At 74.0% G+C, this 16,061-nt stretch carries 16 protein-coding genes; 9 read left to right on the plus strand and 7 right to left on the minus strand.

Annotated elements, in window-relative coordinates; all coding sequences use genetic code 11:
• Positions 1-419: 419 nt before the first annotated feature.
• Together NUM_RS04800 and NUM_RS37615 are read left to right on the plus strand one after the other, a co-directional pair.
• The gene (locus tag NUM_RS04800) at positions 420-683 is read left to right on the plus strand and encodes a DUF7660 family protein (protein WP_207123324.1); all 264 of its coding nucleotides are present in this window, start codon (positions 420-422) and stop codon (positions 681-683) included.
• Between the two features lie 99 nt (positions 684-782).
• Positions 783-911, plus strand: a complete 129-nt coding sequence (locus tag NUM_RS37615) for a hypothetical protein (RefSeq protein WP_263975105.1) — start codon at positions 783-785, stop codon at positions 909-911.
• Positions 912-1,000: 89 nt separating this feature from the next.
• Here the strand turns inward: NUM_RS37615 and NUM_RS04805 are convergent, their stop codons facing one another.
• Positions 1,001-1,735, minus strand: a complete 735-nt coding sequence (locus NUM_RS04805; protein ID WP_207123325.1) for an HAD family hydrolase — start codon at positions 1,733-1,735, stop codon at positions 1,001-1,003.
• Between the two features lie 161 nt (positions 1,736-1,896).
• Between NUM_RS04805 and NUM_RS04810 the strand changes: the two genes are divergently transcribed.
• Positions 1,897-2,829, plus strand: a complete 933-nt coding sequence (locus NUM_RS04810; protein WP_207123326.1) for an endonuclease/exonuclease/phosphatase family protein — start codon at positions 1,897-1,899, stop codon at positions 2,827-2,829.
• Positions 2,830-3,236: 407 nt separating this feature from the next.
• On the opposite strand, the gene NUM_RS04815 is transcribed toward NUM_RS04810, so the two are convergent.
• On the minus strand, positions 3,237-3,746 hold the full coding sequence (locus NUM_RS04815; protein WP_207123327.1) for a GNAT family N-acetyltransferase: 510 nt from the start codon (positions 3,744-3,746) through the stop codon (positions 3,237-3,239).
• Positions 3,747-3,967: 221 nt separating this feature from the next.
• Between NUM_RS04815 and NUM_RS04820 the strand changes: the two genes are divergently transcribed.
• Positions 3,968-5,875 (plus strand): hypothetical protein, encoded by a 1,908-nt coding sequence (locus NUM_RS04820; protein WP_207123328.1) that lies wholly within the window; start codon positions 3,968-3,970, stop codon positions 5,873-5,875.
• A gap of 35 nt (positions 5,876-5,910) precedes the next feature.
• Here the strand turns inward: NUM_RS04820 and NUM_RS04825 are convergent, their stop codons facing one another.
• The 4 genes from NUM_RS04825 to NUM_RS04840 all read right to left on the minus strand — a co-directional run bounded on the left by NUM_RS04825 (position 5,911) and on the right by NUM_RS04840 (position 9,917).
• A complete protein-coding gene (locus NUM_RS04825; RefSeq protein ID WP_207123329.1) occupies positions 5,911-6,756 on the minus strand; it encodes an SMP-30/gluconolactonase/LRE family protein in 846 nt (281 codons plus the stop codon).
• Positions 6,757-6,926: 170 nt separating this feature from the next.
• Positions 6,927-7,706, minus strand: a complete 780-nt coding sequence (locus tag NUM_RS04830; RefSeq protein ID WP_207123330.1) for an SDR family NAD(P)-dependent oxidoreductase — start codon at positions 7,704-7,706, stop codon at positions 6,927-6,929.
• Positions 7,707-7,797: 91 nt separating this feature from the next.
• Positions 7,798-8,682 carry a dihydrodipicolinate synthase family protein gene (locus tag NUM_RS04835; protein ID WP_225918333.1) on the minus strand — a complete coding sequence of 295 codons (885 nt, stop codon included), beginning with the start codon at positions 8,680-8,682 and terminating at the stop codon, positions 7,798-7,800.
• Positions 8,679-9,917, minus strand: a complete 1,239-nt coding sequence (locus NUM_RS04840) for a mandelate racemase/muconate lactonizing enzyme family protein (protein WP_207123331.1) — start codon at positions 9,915-9,917, stop codon at positions 8,679-8,681. The genes NUM_RS04835 and NUM_RS04840 overlap by 4 nt, the downstream gene beginning before the upstream one ends.
• 116 nt (positions 9,918-10,033) lie before the next feature.
• Between NUM_RS04840 and NUM_RS04845 the strand changes: the two genes are divergently transcribed.
• From NUM_RS04845 to NUM_RS04865, 5 genes are all read left to right on the plus strand, one after another.
• On the plus strand, positions 10,034-10,801 hold the full coding sequence (locus NUM_RS04845) for an IclR family transcriptional regulator (RefSeq protein WP_225918334.1): 768 nt from the start codon (positions 10,034-10,036) through the stop codon (positions 10,799-10,801).
• A 34-nt stretch (positions 10,802-10,835) separates the two neighbouring features.
• A complete protein-coding gene (locus tag NUM_RS04850; RefSeq protein WP_207123333.1) occupies positions 10,836-11,741 on the plus strand; it encodes a carbohydrate ABC transporter permease in 906 nt (301 codons plus the stop codon).
• A 76-nt stretch (positions 11,742-11,817) separates the two neighbouring features.
• Positions 11,818-12,711, plus strand: coding sequence for a carbohydrate ABC transporter permease (locus NUM_RS04855; protein ID WP_207123334.1), 894 nt, complete (start codon positions 11,818-11,820; stop codon positions 12,709-12,711).
• A 36-nt stretch (positions 12,712-12,747) separates the two neighbouring features.
• Positions 12,748-14,052 carry an extracellular solute-binding protein gene (locus NUM_RS04860; protein ID WP_207123335.1) on the plus strand — a complete coding sequence of 435 codons (1,305 nt, stop codon included), beginning with the start codon at positions 12,748-12,750 and terminating at the stop codon, positions 14,050-14,052.
• Positions 14,053-14,202: 150 nt separating this feature from the next.
• Positions 14,203-15,462: a glycoside hydrolase family 16 protein gene (locus NUM_RS04865; RefSeq protein ID WP_207123336.1), complete on the plus strand. Its 1,260-nt coding sequence runs from the start codon at positions 14,203-14,205 to the stop codon at positions 15,460-15,462.
• 199 nt (positions 15,463-15,661) lie between these two features.
• Here the strand turns inward: NUM_RS04865 and NUM_RS04870 are convergent, their stop codons facing one another.
• Positions 15,662-15,949: a hypothetical protein gene (locus tag NUM_RS04870; RefSeq protein WP_207123337.1), complete on the minus strand. Its 288-nt coding sequence runs from the start codon at positions 15,947-15,949 to the stop codon at positions 15,662-15,664.
• Positions 15,950-16,061: the final 112 nt, after the last annotated feature.

Genomic DNA, 16,061 nt, shown 5'->3' on the forward strand with positions numbered 1-16,061 from the left:
TCCGGCTCCAGGATGGGGGAGGAGTCCACGCGGGTGCCGGATCGTGGGTGGCTGGCGGCTCCCATCCCGCCTACCGACGACCCAGGCGATGCCGTAGCAGACCGCGACCAGGGCGCCAAGGTCGTTCGTCCGGTAGGGCGCTCCACCTTGGCGCCCTGGCCACGGCCCGCTACCCCGAGGGTGGGTCGACGGCAGACGGGATGGGAGAAGAACCGTAGGTGTGCGTGGGCTTGACATCATCGGTTGACATCAACGGCGCCGGACGACGGCGGATCGTCTGACACGCCGAGGGAGCGGCACCTGCGAGGTCGGACGGTGCGAGACGACGGCGGACGGGCCGGGTGTGCCTTACAAGCGAGGGGTCGCAGGTTCGAACCCTGCCGCGCCCACCACCCGGCGGTTCCCGATATGTTCGGGCCGTGACTTGGGAGCCCTCGCCGCATCCGGCGAACGCCGTGCACAGCCGGGACGAGCTCGCCGCGTTCGTCCGTTCGCTCCGGGAAGACTTCGACCGCCGGGGCGACGAGTGGGAGAACGCCACGCTCGACCGGTTCCTCGCCGCGCTCGCCTCGTGGATCAACAGCTCACCCGGTTGGTACCGGAACTTCGGGCAGGAGATGCCGGAGTCCGGTGACTGGACGTTCTTCGCGCGGGCGCTGGCGGCGGCGGTCGTCTACGAGTGAGCAACCGTGCGCCGGTGTGCGGCGATCGCACCGGCGAGCGGGACACGGGGTGGTCATGGTGAAGCCGTGATCGGGTGCGAGGCGGCCGGGTGGGCCTCGATGGCGGTGGCCCTGGTCTGTGCGGTGATCACCAGGCGGTGCAGGACGACCGGTGCAGAGGTCCTGGCGCTGGTCCTGATCGACGTGGCCGGCGCCGAGCGGCGCGTCCAGCGCCGCACCTGCGGCTGAGCGGCGGGCGGTCGCGTCGAGTGCCGCGCCAGCGGCGGAAGCGACCAGCACGCGTCGCGTCGACCAGCCCGGAGGCGTCGTCGCCGCCCTCACGGGTCCAGTAGCGGTACCAGGTCGGGCAGCGAACCCACGGACGTGTCGGCCTGTGCGCGGAGTCGGGGAAGATCGTGGGGAGCGAGCCTGGCCGGTGCTTCCTCCGCCAAGACCACCAGGCCGAATCCGGCGGCCCGCGCGCCGTCGAGTTCGTTGCTGCCGCCGTCTCCCACGTAGGCAGCGCTCGCGGCGGAGACCCCGAGCCGGTCGAGGATCCGTGCGTACGCGGCCGGGTCGGGTTTGCACACGCCGATCTCGTGGGAGAAGGCGACGGCGTCGAACAGCGGGGCAAGCGGGCATCGGTCCCAGGCCCGTAGCTCCAGGGCGTGCGTGTTGCTCAACACGCCGAGGTGCAGTCCCCGCTGGCGCAGCGCCACGAGCGTTTCCGTCGTCGATGGCGGAGGAGCGAGCAGGGCCTCTCGGCGGGTGAGATCCCAGTCCGCATCGATCCTGGACAGGTCGGCGTCGGTGACCGGGGAGCCGAGGTCCGCGGCGACGGCGCGCACCCACGCCAGCTCCGGCGCGAGGCCGTCGGCGGCTGCGCCGGCCCGGCCGGCTTCGAGGGCGGGTTCGAACGCGTCCCACCGGGTGGCGACGTCCGCCGCGTCGACGCCGAGCGTACGGGCGAGCCAGCCGGTTCGGCCGGTGCCGCCGGGGTAGGCGCCCGGATGCACGAGCGTGAAGAGCAGGTCGAAGACGATCGCATCCAGCGGCACCGCGCGCTCCGGCATGGCCGGAGGCTACCAACCTCATCGGAAACGAGCGCCGCGCCGAGCCGTGCGGGCACGTGCGGCGATCCTGACAGGTACGCGGTGGGCGAGGGTCGCGGCCGAGCCGGCCGGCGGCCGTCGGGTCGTACCGCCTGGTTGGCGCGGCTGGTTAGGGTGGCGCGGTGCGGGTGGTACGGGGCGGGTTGTGGTTGCTGACGCTCGTCGTGCTGGCGTGGGCGGCGGTGCGGGTCGCCGGGGTGCTGCCGCCGTGGCCCGGTGTCGCGGTGCTGGCGCTGACGCCGTGGGCGGTGCTCGCCGCCGCGGTGGTGGCCGTGCTGGCGCTGCTGATGCGGGCGGTGTGGGCCGGACTGCTGGCCGCGGTGGCGATGCTGGCGCTGGTCGCGATGGTGTTCCCGCGGGTGTGGGGGTCCGGTGAGGAGCGGGCCGGCCAGCAACTGCGGGTGATGACCGTGAACCTGCGGATCGGCGGCGCCGACGCCGGCGACGTGCTGCGGCTGGTGGAGGCGGGCAAGGTCGACGTGCTGGCGCTGCAGGAGTTCACGGCCTCGGCGCAGCGGCGACTCGACCGCGCCGGGCTCGACCGCCGGCTGCCGCACCACGTGACCGATCCGGAACCGTACGCCGCGGGTTCCGCGCTGTACTCCCGGTTCCCGCTGTCCGACGAGCGGACGCCGACCGGGATCGGCGGGTTCGCGCAGGCGTCGGCCACGGTGACGATGCCCGGCGGTACCCGGATCGCGCTGCGTTCGGTGCACCCGTGCTCGCCGTACACCGCGGACCACCAGAGCTGCTGGAGCCGGGGCATCGCGACGGAACCGGCGGCCACCCCGCACGGCGTGCGGCGGGTGCTGCTCGGCGACTTCAACGCCACGCTGGACCATCCGCCGCTGCGCCGGCTGATCGCCACCGGGTACCGCGACGCGGCCGACGTGACCGGTTCCGGGCTGCGCCCGACCTGGCCGGACGACCCGTTCCCGGCGGTCACCCTCGACCACGTGCTGGCCGACCGGCGCCTCGCCGTGCACGCGTACCAGGTGCGCCGGGTCGCCGGCACCGACCACCGCGCGGTGCTCGCCACCCTCGTCGTCACCTGACCGGTACGTGGCGGTCGGCCGTCCGGCCCGGCCCGGACCTCCGTGCCGGCCGGAGGCGCTGGCCGCCGGTTCGCTCGTGCCCGGCGGGCGTCGCGAACCGGCGGTCGGGCGCCGTCGAGTACCGGTCGCCGGCACCGGGCGGTGTTTCGCGATCGGATCGTCGGGCGTCGCGTTGTGCGTGTTCGGGGCGCCGCCGAGGGTCGGTCGCGAGGCGCCGGGCGGTGTTCGTGACTGGCTGGTCGGGCGTTGCGTCCGGCCGGTCGGCCGCCGCGAGCGCCGGTCGCAGGTACCCGGCCGCGTTTCGTGACCGGGCGGTCGGGCGTTGCGTCCGGCTGGTCGGGCGCCGCGAGCGCCGGTCTTAGGCACCCGGCCGCGTTTCGTGACCGGCTGGTCGGCGCTGCCGGGGGTCAGGCGGCGCGGACCGGGCGGCGCATCGCGACCCGGGTGGCCGGGTCGAGGCCGAAGGCCACCTCGGCACGCAGCAGCGCCGCGAGGCCGGGACCGGGCGTGTCGATCTCGACGAAGCCGAGCCGCGCGTAGTACGGCGCGTTCCACGGCACGTCGCGGAAGGTGCACAGGGTCAGCGCGGGCAGACCGCGGGCGGCGGCCCAGCCGTCCACGTGGTCGATCAGCCCGGCGCCGAGGCCGCGACGGGCGTGGCTGGGCACCACGCTGAGCTGCTCGACGTGCGCCGCGTCGTCGACCAGGTCCACCAGCACGAACCCGACCGGTACCGGGCCGTCGGCGAGGACGAACGCGCGGCCGTCCCGGACGTACCCCAGGTACTGCTCGTCGGTCGGCACCGGGTTGTCGGCGATCCAGCCCAGCCCGACGGCGCGGAACGCGGCACCCGCGGCGACCTGGATCTCGGCGAGGGCCCGGACGTCGTCCATCGCCGCGGCCCTGATCTGCATCATCCGTCGACCCCATCACACCGCGCCGGCGCAGCGCACCCGGGTTCCTCCGGCCCCGGCGCGGTTCCGGAACGCCTTCGCCCAGCGATCCGGGCCGCTCGGCGGTCCAGCCGCAGGTCGGACCGTGGCCGGGCCGAGTCGCGGGCCGGGCCACTTCGCGCGGCGGGGCGGATTCGGGATCGCTCCGCGGCCGGGTCGTGACCGAGCGCCGCGATGCTGACCGCATGCGTACCGTCGGTGTCGCGGCGCGGTGGGTGGCGCATCCGGTGACGCTCGCCGCCGCCGGCATCCTGCTGCTCAACGACCGGCTCGGCAAGTCGCTGTGGCCGGGCCCGGTCACCGGCAAGGTCAGCGACGTCGCCGGCCTGATCGTCGCCCCGGCCGCGCTGTCGGTGCTGGTGGCCCTGCTGGTACCGCGGGGATCGGTGCGGCTGGTCGGCGGCGTGGCGCTGGCGGCGACCGGTACCGGCTTCGTGCTGGCCAAGGTGACCGCGACCGGCAACGCGCTGGCGGTCGCCGGCTGGCAGCAGGTCGCCGGCAGCGCCCAGGTGGTGCGCGATCCGACCGACCTGCTCGCACTGCCGGCCGTGCTGGTCGCCGCCCTCGCCTGCCGCACCGTCGCCCGTCGTACCCTCGCCCGCGGCCCGGTGTCCACCCCGTCCCGCCCGCGCCGACCGGCCGCAGGCGGTGGCGCTGTTCGTCGGCCTGCCGACGGCGGCGCCGTCGACCCGGACGCTCCCGGCGGTGTCAGCGTCGACCCGGTTGCTGCTGGCGGTGTCAGGGTCGGCTCGGTTGCTGCTGGCGGTGTCCGTGTCGGCCGGGGCGCCGCAGGCGGGGTGGATGCGCGGCGGTCCGTCGTCGGCGGTGCCGCAGTTCCCCGCGCCGGGGCGGCGGGGGCGGCCGTTCGTCGTGGCACGTCGTTTGCCGCTGCGGACGTCGGCCGGTTCGCACGGTGGCGCCGGTCCGGTACGGCGCGGACGGCGGCACGGTGGGCCGGCGCTCTGCTGGGTGGGCCGCTCGTGCTGGTGGCGCTGGCCGGTACCTCGGTGGCGCCCCGGCCGTCGGTGACCAGGCTGCTCGCGGACGGGGACCGGGTCGTCGTGGCCGGCGACGCGATCCGGCCGGCGATCGGCACTCCGGACGGCGGCTGGCGGCGCCTCGGTGCGGCCGACGCGCGCCGGCTCGGCGTCGATCGCAACCGTACCGAGTTGCCGCCCGCGCACACCCTGGCCTGTGTACCCGGCAGCACCGGGCACTGCTTCCGGATCCCCGGTGCCCCCGGCTACTCGGAGGCCGGCGGCCCGCCGCGCGGCGGTCGCAGCCTGTGGGTGCAGGAAACCCTCGACGGCGGCACCGGTTGGCGCACGGTGTGGCAGGTGCCGCCGGAACGCTGGGAGTTCCTGCGCCGGTCGCACGGCCTGACCGGCTCCGACGACAGGCTGCTGGCCAGCGCCGACATCCTGGTCCGGCCGGTCGCCGGCGGCTACCAGGTCGTCGTCGCGAACGGGGTGGACGGGCTCGCGGTCCGGGACCCGGACGGTGCCTGGCGACGCGTCGCGGTGCGGCTGCCGGAAACCAGCGCGCTCACCCCGCTGCCGCTCACCGGCTTCGCCATGGGGATCACCGGTCGGCTCATGCCAGCGCCGCTGACGGCGCTGCTCGGCACGTTGACGGCGTTGCTGGCGATGGTCATCCGGCGTAACCAGCTCGCTCCGAGATCGGTGTCGGGCGGCGTGATCTCCGTGCTCGTGTCGACCGGGGTCGGTGGCCTCCTGATCGGTGCGATGGTGCTCGCTGTGGCCGACTTCCTGCAGGCGTGGCAGCTGATCGTGGCGTTCGAGGTGGCCGTCGTCGGGGGTACCGCGGCGGCGGCGCTGGCGCAGGGCGCGGTGCCGCGCCGACGGGCCTGGCTGCTGATCCTGGTGCCGGTGGTGGTCGGTGCCGGCTACGCGGCCCCGTACGTCGGCTGGTCGCTCGGGGTGCCGGCGGCAATGCACACCGCGTCCCTGTTCGCGTTCGCCGCCGCCATGGATGGGTTGATCGCTTCGGCCGCGCTGGGCTGGTGGCTCGGCGACACACCGGTGCGGTCGGCCGCGGTGGACGTGCTCGCGGGGTACCGGCGGGCGGGGTAGGCCCGGCTCAGCGAGCGGTGCGCGCCCGCGGCCGGTCAGCCCGCGTACGGGAGGGGTGGGAGGCCGCCGACGGCGGGGCGGTGGGTGAAGAGGGCGCCGGCGTACCGGTGCTCCTCGTCGGTGGCGTCCACGGTCGAGGTGGTGATGTAGAGGGTGGCCAGGTCGGCGCCGCCGAAGGTGCACGCGGTGACGTGCCGGACCGGTACCGGCACGTGCTCCGCCAGCTCGCCGGCGGGGGAGTAGCGGCGGATCGCGCCGCCGCCCCACAGCGCCACCCACAGGTGGCCCTGCGCGTCGAGGGTCAGCCCGTCCGGTGCGCCGTCGGCGGGTGGGACGGAGACCACCGGTCGCCGGCGCGCGAGCACGCCGTCGTGTGCGTCGAACGCGTCGATCCGGCCGGTCGCGGTGTCGACGTAGTAGGCGGTCGCACCGTCCGGGGTGAACGCCAGCCCGTTGGAGATGGTGACGCCGGTCAGCACGGTGTGCGTGCTGCCGTCCGGGTCGAGCCGGTGCAGCGCGCCGGCGCCGGGCCGGCCGTCGTAGCCCATCGAGCCGCAGTAGAACCGGCCGGCGAGGTCGCAGCCGCCGTCGTTCATCCGTACCGTCGGGTCGGACCACAGCTCCGGCAGCAGCCGGGGCGGCGCGTCCGGCGCGTCCAGCAGGGCGAAGCCGCGCTCGACCGCCACCACCAGGCCGCCGGCGGCGCGCGGTCGCAGCGCCGCGGCGACGGTACCGACGTGGTGCCGGGTGACCGGCCCGCCGCCGGGCGGGGTGGCGAGCAGGTCGCCGCGCTCCAGGTCGACCCAGCGCACCAGGCCGGCCGCCGGGTCCCAGCACGGCCCCTCGCCGTGCCCGGCCACGGGTGCACCGAGCTGCTCCACCAGCACGCCTCCTCACGCCGTCGTGCCGGGCCGCCGGCCCGCCACCGGGAGACTCCGTTCCCCCGTCGGTACCGCAAGGTCCGACCGCCGACCGCCGACCGCCGACCGCCGACCGCCGACCGCCGACCGCTGGGTGGCGCTGAGCGGCGCGGCCGGGCCGTGCGGGGCACTCAGTCTGGCAGAAACCGGGCGCGCAGGTCGGGGCGCAGGTAGGCGGCCGGCGAGGCGATGGACAGCCCGCCGTCCACCGGCAGTACGGCACCGGTGACGAAGCCGGCGGCGGCCGAGGCCAGGTAGTGCACCGCGCCGGCCACATCGGCGGGCGTGCCGACCCGACCCAGCGGGTACCCGTCGGTCACGTGCGGCAGGTCGGCGTTGCCGATCATGCCCGGCGCCACCGCGTTGACCCGCACCCCGGCCGGGCCGTACTCCAGTGCGAGCTGCCGGATCAGGCCCTCCAGGCCGGCCTTGGCGGCCGCGTACGCGGGCAGGCCGGGCGCGGCGAGGGTCGCGTTGACCGAGCTGACCGCGACGATCGCGGCCCCGCGCGGCAGCCGCGGCAGCGCGGCCCGGCACACCGCGAACGCGGTACCCAGGGTGGCGTCGAGGCCGGCGCGCCACTGCTCGTCGGTGGTCTCGGTGACCGGCGCGACCGGCATCACCGCGGCGGCCAGCACCAGCACGTCGAGCCGGCCGAACGCCTCGACCGTCGCGTCCACCGCCGCCTGCGCGCCGGCCGCGGTCGAGCAGTCCGCGGCGAGCGCCACCTGGTACGGCGGCGTCGGCGGCTGCTCCAGCGCGACGCCGGCCACCCGGTCACCGCCGCCAGCCACCTGGTCACCGCCCCCGGCCGTCCGGGCGCCGCCGGCATCCGGGGCGGCGAACGCCTCGGCGATCGCGACCGCGATCGGCGACGACGCGCCGACCACCAGCACCCCGCGCCCGCTCATCGCTGTGCTCCCGCCAGGCGTGGGCAGTGACCGGGCACCGCGCGGCCGGGCGCGCGACGGCGGTTCCCGGGCCGCGGGACGGCACGGCCGCTCATCGCGGGTACTTCGGCAGGTTCAGCTCGGTCAGGATGGCGTCGAGCGCGGCGAGCGTGCCGGCGTCCGCGTCGCGAGCGGGGGCGCGCACCGTGGCCGCGTCGAGCACGCCGCGCCGCACCAGCACGTGCTTGTGGATCGACCAGGCGAGGCCGGGCTGCAGGCCGAACCGGATCAGCGGCAGCAGCCGGTCGAACCCGGCGCGGTCGGAGTCGCGCAGTACGGCGGCGAGCGCGTCGGCGAACTCGCAGGCCGGCATCGAACCGACCGCGCCGCGCTCGTACTCGTCCAGGGCGAACAGCGCGTTCTGCCCGCCGAGCACGTCGAAGTCGTCGGCGGTGGCGGCGGCGACCGCGGCGATCTTCGGTACCGTGGGCTGAGGCTCGATCTTCACCGCGGTCACACCGTCCAGTGTGGACAGTTTGGCGATCAGGTCGACCGGCATGGTCACCCCGGTCGAGCCGGGCGCGTCCTGCACCATCACCGGCAGCCCCACCGCGGCGGCCAGCTCGCCGTAGAAGTCGACCAGCTGGTCGGCGGTCGGCTTCACCTGGTACGGCGGGATCACCATCAGTGCGCTCGCGCCGGCGTCCGCGCACGCCGTCGCCTGCTCGATCGCCGGCCGGATCGCCGTCGCGCTGATCCCGGCGACCAGCGGCTGGCCGGCGGGCAGCTCGGCGTCCACGATGCGCAGGATCTGCTCGCGGTCGGCGGCGGTGAGGGTGAACCCCTCGCTGGCGAAGCCGAACACCGCGACCCCGTCGACGCCGCACCACTGCTGGAAGTGCACCAGCCGCCGCAACCCGGCGGCGTCCAGGTCGCCGTTGCCGGTGAACGGGGTGGCCAGTACCGGGATCAGGCCCCGGGTCAGTCCGCTTCTCAACGCAGCTCCTCGGTGGTGATGGCGGTCTCGACCGCCGCGGTGGCAGCGGCCTCGGCCGGGGCGGCGACCGACGCCGGGTCGTGCACGGCGGCCTCGACCGCCGCGGTGTCGACGGTGACGCCCAGCCCCGGCCCGGTCGGTACGGCGAAGCCGGTGGGGCCGCCGGCGATCGGTGCGGTCAGGATGCGGTCGGCCATCGGCACCGTGCCCGGCTGGTACTCGAAGGCCGGCAGCGACTCGACCGCCGCGGCGACGTGGATGCCGGCGGCGAGCGCGACCCCGAGCCCGACCGAGTGGTGCGGTGCGGTGGGGATGTGGTGTGCGGCGGCCAGCTCCACGATCGCCATCGCCTCGGTGATGCCGGTACGGGCGACGTCCGGCTGGCACAGGTCGACCGCGCGGCGGGAGAGCCAGTCGCGGAACTCGTACCGGTTGCGCAGCGCCTCGCCGACCGCCACCGGCGTGACCAGGTCGGCGGCGAGTTCGGCGTGCGCGGTGACGTCCTCCGGGGCGAGGGGCGCCTCCAGGAACCAGCCGCCGCGGGCGTCCAGGCCGCGGCCCAGGCGCTGCGCGTCGGCCAGGTCGTACGCCCAGTGCGCGTCGATGGCGACCCGCAGGTCGGGGTGCACCGCGGCGACGGCGTCGAAGGTGGCGAGATCGGCGGCGACCCCGTAGCCCAGCGCCAGCTTGATCCGCCGGACGCCCTTGCCGACCCACTCGCGGGCCAGCTCGACGCGTTGCTCGTCGGTCGGCCGGGGCAGCCCGGAGACGTAGGTGGGGACGCGGTCACGGTGTGCTCCGCCGAGCAGCGCGTGCACCGGCAGGCCGGTGATCCGGCCGGTCAGGTCCCACAGTGCGATGTCGACCGCGGCGAGCGCGTCGGCCTGGTGCCCGACCAGGTGCCCGCGCTCGCGCATCAGCCCGGACAGCATCGTCCACAGTGGACGGATTCGGGTCGGGTCCCGGCCGAGCAGCGCCGGCGCGAGCAGCCGGTCGACCGCGGCGGCGACGATCTGCGGCCCGACCGGGGCGAGCGCCTCGCCCCAGCCCGTCGCGCCCTCGTCGGTGTCGATGCGCACCAGCACCGTCTCGAAGTGCCGCGAGTACAGGCTGCGCCAGGGTGGCCGGGTGAAGTAGTCGTCGCCGGCCGGCTCCGCGCCGTCGGGCAGTGACCCGAGGTAGGCCTCGCGGCCGGTGAGTCGAAGTGGGTAGGCGCGCACCGCGCTGATCTTCATCCGGTACCTGCCGAAGAATGGTTGACGGCTTGCAGCATGAGGTTTATGTTTCCACATACTGCAAGTCAGTTACAAGAGAGGGCGCTGTGGCGACCGAAGTTGGCAACAATCAGTCCGTGGAGCGGGCCTTCGCCGTGCTCTCGGCGTTCACCGGGGGGCAGCCGGAGCTGCGGGTCTCCGATGTCGCCAAGCGCGCCGGCCTCGGGCTGTCCACCGCCTCCCGGCTGCTGGCCACGCTGGAGTCGGTCGGCGCGGTCGAGCGCGACCCGGTCTCCGGGCTGTACCGGCTGGGGCTGGACCTGGTCACCTACGCGGGCATCGCGCTCAACCAGCACCGGGTGCACCGGGCCGCCCGGCAGCTGGCCCAGGAGCTCGCCGCCCGGCTCGGCCTCGGCGCGAACGTCGCGGTCCGCCGCGGCGACACGCTCTGTTACCTGCTCAACTTCGAGGGCGCGCGGGCCCGCCGCAACTCGGTGCTGATCGGGGCGCACAACCCGCTGCACGCCACCGGCCTGGGCAAGTGCCTGCTGTCCGGGCTGAGCCCGGCGCAGCGGCGCGAGCTGCTGCCGGCCGACAGCCTCGTCGGGTACACCCCGCACACGCTCACCGACCACCAGCGGCTCGACGCCGAGCTCGAACAGCTCGCCGCGCACGGCTACACCAAGGAGGTCGAGGAGCTGGCGTTCAGCCGGGCCTGCGTCGCGGCGCCGATCCGGGACCAGGCCGGCGCGGTCGTCGCGGCGCTGTCGGTGTCCGGCCCGCTGTCGGTGATCGACCTGGCGCAGCGCGAGGACGAGCTGTCCCGTGCCGTGGTGGAGACCGCCGACTCGATCAGCATCGCCCTGGGCTACGCCGGCCCGCACGCCGCCGGAGCCAGCGCATGAGCACCGCCGACGTGATCAGTACCGCGGAGCCGGCATGAGCACCGTCGGGCGGTTCCGCCGCGAGCGGGGAGACCGGCTGTCCAACGGGATGGTCGGGTTCCTGCTCACCGTGCCGGCGCTGCTGCTGCTCGCCGGGGTGGTCTGCTACCCGCTCGTCTCCGGGCTGGTGACCAGCCTGTTCAAGCAGAGCCTGGTGCTGCCCGGCCGGTCGTTCGTCGGGCTGGCCAACTTCCGTTCGGTGCTGGCCGGTGACTTCTGGCCGGCGCTCGGGCACACGCTGGTGTTCACCGTCTGTACCACCGCGGCGTCGTTCGCGCTGGGCTTCGGTCTGGCGCTGGCGCTCAACGTCGGGCTGCGTGGCCGGTCGGTACTGCGGGGGCTGTTCCTGTTCCCGTGGGTGCTGCCGAGCGTGGTGGTGTCGTTCCTGTGGCTGTGGATCTTCAACGCGAACTACGGCGTGCTCAACGGCCTGCTGATGAAGCTGCACCTGATCGGCGACCCGGTCGCCTGGCTGGGCCAGCCCGGCACGGCGATGCTCGCGGTGATCGTGGCGAAGACCTGGAACAGCTTCCCGTGGATGATGGTGATGCTGCTGGCCGGCCTGCAGACGGTGCCGCGCGACCTGCACGAGGTCGCCGCGCTGGACGGCGCGGGCGCGGTGCGCCGGTTCCGCGCGGTGACGCTGCCGCACCTGCGGCCGATGATCGGCATGGTGCTGCTGCTGGAGATGATCTGGAACTTCCAGCACTTCGACACGATCTACGTGATGACCGGCGGTGGGCCGGCCGGTGCGACCACCACCTTCGCGGTCTCCGTGTACGACACCGCCTTCAAGGGGTTCGACCTGGGCAGTGCCGGCGCCATCGGCGCGCTGTGGATGTTGATCCTCAGCATCCTCGTGGTCGGCTACGTCTGGCTCTCGGAAAGGCGGTCGGCATGAGCGGGCGCCAGCGCGCGAAGCATGGGTGTCACACGGCGTGGCGCCTCCTGGGTGGTCCGACGAAGGGGGAGCGCGCATGAGCGCGGCGACGGCGACGCCGCGGCGTACGGCGACCCGCCGGGTGGCGAGCGCGGCGGCGCGGCGGCGGGGCCGGGGTGGCCGGGTCGGTGCGGTGGTGGCGGTCGTGGTGATCGGCTGCTTCGGCCTGCTCCCGGTGTACTGGCTGCTGGTGACCGCGTTCAGCCCGACCGGCGACGTGTTCGCGTTCCCGCCGCACCTGGTGCCCCGGCACCTGACGCTGTCGCACTTCGACAACCTGCTGCACACCCCGAAACTGCTCCGCTACCTGCTCAACAGCGTGGTCGTCTCGCTGATCACCGCCGCGCTGTCGGTGATCGTCTCGGCCTACTGCGGGTACTCGTTCGCCAAGTTCCGCTACGCCGGGCGCCGGTCGCTGATGTACCTGGTGCTCGCCTCGCAGATGTTTCCGCAGGCGCTGCTGCTGATCACGATCTACCTGGTGTTCAGCGCGACCGGGCTGCTCAACAGCTACCTCGCGCTGGTGCTGTCGTTCACCACGTTCACCCTGCCGCTGTGCATCTGGATGCTGAAGGGGTTCTTCGACACCATTCCCGACGAGCTGATCGAGGCCGCCCGAATGGACGGCGCACCCACCCGGACGATCATCCACCGGATCATGATGCCGATCGCGGCGCCGGGGCTGATCGCGGCCGGCCTGTTCGCGTTCATCCGCGGCTGGAACGACTTCATCTTCGCGCTCACCCTGGCCGGGCCGGACCGGCAGACGCTGCCGCCCGGGTTGGTCAACACCTATGTCGGCGAGTTCCAGACCGCCTGGCCGGACCTGATGGCCGCGTCGCTGGTGACCTCGCTCCCCGTCGTCATCGCCTTCGTCGTACTGCAACGCCACCTCGTCGCGGGTCTGGCCAGCGGTGCGGTGAAGGGCTAAGAGGCCGCCCGGCCTCCGACCGAAAGAGAAGAAGCCATGTCCCAGACCACCCCGTCCCTGTCCCGGCGCGGCGTACTCGGCGCCCTCGGCGCCGGTGCCCTGGCGCTTGCCGGCGCGTCCGCCTGCGCCCCGTCCGCCGGTGGCGGCGGCACGGCCCAGAGCGTCTCCGACGACGGCGTCAAGAACTTCACCTTCACCGGCTGGTCGCTGAACGAGGCGTCGACGAAGAAGCCGCTGGCCGACATCGTCGCCGGCTACGAGAAGTCGTCCGGGGCGAAGATCAAGACGGTCTCCTACCCGTACAACGACTACCTCAACCAGGTGCTGCTGCAGGTACGGGGCGGCAACGCCACCGGCGCGGCGCAGTGCGACGCGGCCTGGCTCGCCACCATGAAGGCGACCGGCAAGCTCACCGACCTGACCAAGACCGCCGCCGGCGCCGGCTACACCGACGCGGCGCTGGCGCTGGGCAAGGTCGACGGCGTCCAGTACGGGCTGCCGTGGACGGCCGGCGCGATCGGCATGGTGGGCAACCAGCAGCTGTTCGACAAGGCCGGGATCAAGAAGATCCCGACCACCGTGGACGACTTCGAGGCGATGCTGGAGTCGCTGAAGGCGCTCGGCAACGGGATCGTGCCGTACGCGGCGATGACCAAGGTCGACCAGCTCAAGGACATCATCCCGTGGATGTGGGCGTTCGGCAGCCCGGTCGTCGAGAACGACAAGGTGACCGTCGGCGACGACGGCAGCGTCGAGGCGGTCACCTGGTACAAGAAGCTGTACGACAAGAAGCTGATCGCGCCGGCGCTGGACCGGTTCGACGCCCGCGCGCTGTTCGGCCAGGGCAAGGTCGGGGTGTACGAGGACGCGCCGGTCGGCCGGGGCGCCGTGGTCGCGGCGGCGAAGAACAAGGACATCGAGAAGCAGCTGGTGCCGTTCGCCCGGCCGGTCGCCAAGGCCGGCGACAAGCCGGTGGCGTTCGCCTGGGGCGGCGTGCTGGTCGTGTTGGCGGGCAAGGGATCCGGTGCGGCGGCGAAGTTCGCCCGCAGTGTCACCGCGGACACCGCGACGCAGGCCACCTACTTCGCGAAGACCGGTAACCCGCCGACCACCACCGCCTCGCTCGCCGACCCGAAGGTCGCCGGCGACACGTTCATCAGCCAGTTCAGCAAGGTGGTGACCCCCACCGCCCGCACCGACCCGTTCTGGGCCTACCCGCAGTACGCCCAGATCGAGCAGGCGCTCGCCACCCAGGTCCAGGCGGTCCTGACCGGCAAGTCCAGCCCGAAGCAGGCGATGTCCGACGCGCGGGAGGCGATGCAGAAGCTCGTCAAGAACTGACCCGTCCGGGGCGCGGCCGTGCCCCGCCCCGGCTCGACGTCCGGGCACCGCACCCGGTGCCCGGCAACGGTGGGCGCGCGACGCGCCCGGTCTCGGCGACCGTGCAGGCAACGACCGGCAAGACTTCTCCCATCCCCCGGAGGTCGTCCCGTGTCCAGAAGGTTCCACGCACTCGCGGTGGCCGCGGTCGCCGCGGTCGCCGGCGCATCACTCGCGGCGCCGGCCGTCGCACACCAGTACGCCGCCCGGCCGGGCGCCGCGCCACCGAGCGCCGCCGGGTCGGGCGCCGTGCAGCCGAGCGCCCTGCCGCCGGGCGGCGCGCGGCCCGATGTCACCACTCCCGCCGGGGACGGCTACACCCTGGCGTTCGACGACGAGTTCAACGGGTCCACAGTGGACACCGCGCGGTGGAACTTCCGTACCGACCAGAAGGCCAAGAGCGCCCAGCTGGCCCGCAACGTGTCCGAGGGCGGCGGGGTGCTGTCGATCGCGCTGAAGAAGGAGCAGTACGGCAACTACGCCTACACCGCCGGCGGGGTGGTCAGCCGGCAGGCGTTCCGGTACGGGTACTACGAGACGCGGGCGAGGACGCCGGTCGGCGCCGGCTGGCACACCTCGTTCTGGGCGATGGCCGGCGACGGCTCCGACACGTACACGCCGAAGCGGCGCACCGAGATCGACCAGTTCGAGATCAACTCCAGTGCCCCGAAGAACATCAGCCAGGGGGTGATCGCCTGGAAGCCGGACGGCAGCTCCACCAGCATCGGGCGCAGGACGGCGCAGCCCGGGTTCGACACCTCGGCCGGCTGGCACACGTACGGCTTCGACTGGACCGAGGACCGGGTCGCCTTCTACGTCGACGGCACGCTGACGAACACCGCGACCTACCCGCCGAGCGCCGACACGCACGACTACCTCGACATCTGGCTGACCTCGATCGGGTACGAGACGGTCGACGAGACGAAGCTGCCGGCCACCGCGCAGTTCGACTACGTGCGCTACTACCAGAAGGACTACTACGTCGACAACGACACCCCGGCGAGCTACGGCTACAGCGAGAACGGCACCTGGAACGACAGCACGCTACCCGGCTTCACGGTGGGCAACTCCAGCCGCTGGTCGGCGGCGCCCGGGGCGAGCGTGACCTGGCGGCCGAACCTGCGTGCCGCCGGGCACTACCAGGTCTACGTCCACCGCATCGTGTATCCGGGCAGTGACACCGACTCGCGCCTCGACGTGGTGCACGGCGGTACCACCACGACCACCCACCTCGACTACACCAGCGGCAGCACCGGATGGGTCTCGCTGGGCAGTTGGGATCTCCCGGCCGGTACCACCTCGTCGGTGACCCTGACCCGGGGCGACGGCAACGCCCGCGCCGACGCGGTCAAGTTCGTCCGAGTGGGGTGAACCTCGCCCGGTGCGGCCGGCGGGCCGACCGCACCGGGCCGGAACGTCGCCGGCCCGACGCGTGGCCCGGCCGCGCGGCCCGGACGGCCCGGGCCGGATGCGTGGCCCGGAAGGCCCGGGCTGGATGCGCCGGCCGCGTGGCCCGGACGGCGACGGCCGGAGAGTGCCTGGCCGGGCCGGCGGTCCTGCTCGGTGCGCGTCAGGCCGCCGGATGCGCGAGCGCGTCGATCGCCCGGTGCAGGTCGGACAGCCGCAGGGTGACGGTGCTGTCGGAGTGCGCGGCGCGCGCCGCGGCGGCGACCAGGTCGCGCAGCACCGTGCTGGGGGTGACGTGCCGATGGTCGGCCTCGCCGGCGAGCCAGTCGGCCAGCTCCGTCGGCAGGCGGACCGAGAACACCGTGGAGGCCCGCCGCGGCGCGCGCTCGACCTGCGCGCTGGACCAGTCGTCGGACTCCAACGCCTTGACCGCGTCGTCGCGCGCACTCATGAGCGTTCCTCCTTCGTCGGAACGTTCATGAGGCACCGAGTCGCGCTGCACCCATGATTCGCTCGCTGGCGCGCACTCATGAGCGTTCCTCCTTCGTCGGAACGTTCATGAG

Source organism: Actinocatenispora comari (assembly GCF_017312725.1).
GTDB lineage: Bacteria > Actinomycetota > Actinomycetes > Mycobacteriales > Micromonosporaceae > Actinocatenispora > Actinocatenispora comari.

Coding starts and splice junctions, on each gene's coding strand:
- NUM_RS37615 (WP_263975105.1), top strand. CDS start 783: ATGGCGGTGGCCCTGGTCTGTGCGGTGATCACCAGGCGGTGCAGGACG.
- NUM_RS04805 (WP_207123325.1), bottom strand. CDS start 1,735: ATGCCGGAGCGCGCGGTGCCGCTGGATGCGATCGTCTTCGACCTGCTC.
- NUM_RS04815 (WP_207123327.1), bottom strand. CDS start 3,746: ATGATGCAGATCAGGGCCGCGGCGATGGACGACGTCCGGGCCCTCGCC.
- NUM_RS04820 (WP_207123328.1), top strand. CDS start 3,968: ATGCGTACCGTCGGTGTCGCGGCGCGGTGGGTGGCGCATCCGGTGACG.
- NUM_RS04830 (WP_207123330.1), bottom strand. CDS start 7,706: ATGAGCGGGCGCGGGGTGCTGGTGGTCGGCGCGTCGTCGCCGATCGCG.
- NUM_RS04840 (WP_207123331.1), bottom strand. CDS start 9,917: ATGAAGATCAGCGCGGTGCGCGCCTACCCACTTCGACTCACCGGCCGC.
- NUM_RS04850 (WP_207123333.1), top strand. CDS start 10,836: ATGAGCACCGTCGGGCGGTTCCGCCGCGAGCGGGGAGACCGGCTGTCC.
- NUM_RS04855 (WP_207123334.1), top strand. CDS start 11,818: ATGAGCGCGGCGACGGCGACGCCGCGGCGTACGGCGACCCGCCGGGTG.
- NUM_RS04860 (WP_207123335.1), top strand. CDS start 12,748: ATGTCCCAGACCACCCCGTCCCTGTCCCGGCGCGGCGTACTCGGCGCC.
- NUM_RS04870 (WP_207123337.1), bottom strand. CDS start 15,949: ATGAGTGCGCGCGACGACGCGGTCAAGGCGTTGGAGTCCGACGACTGG.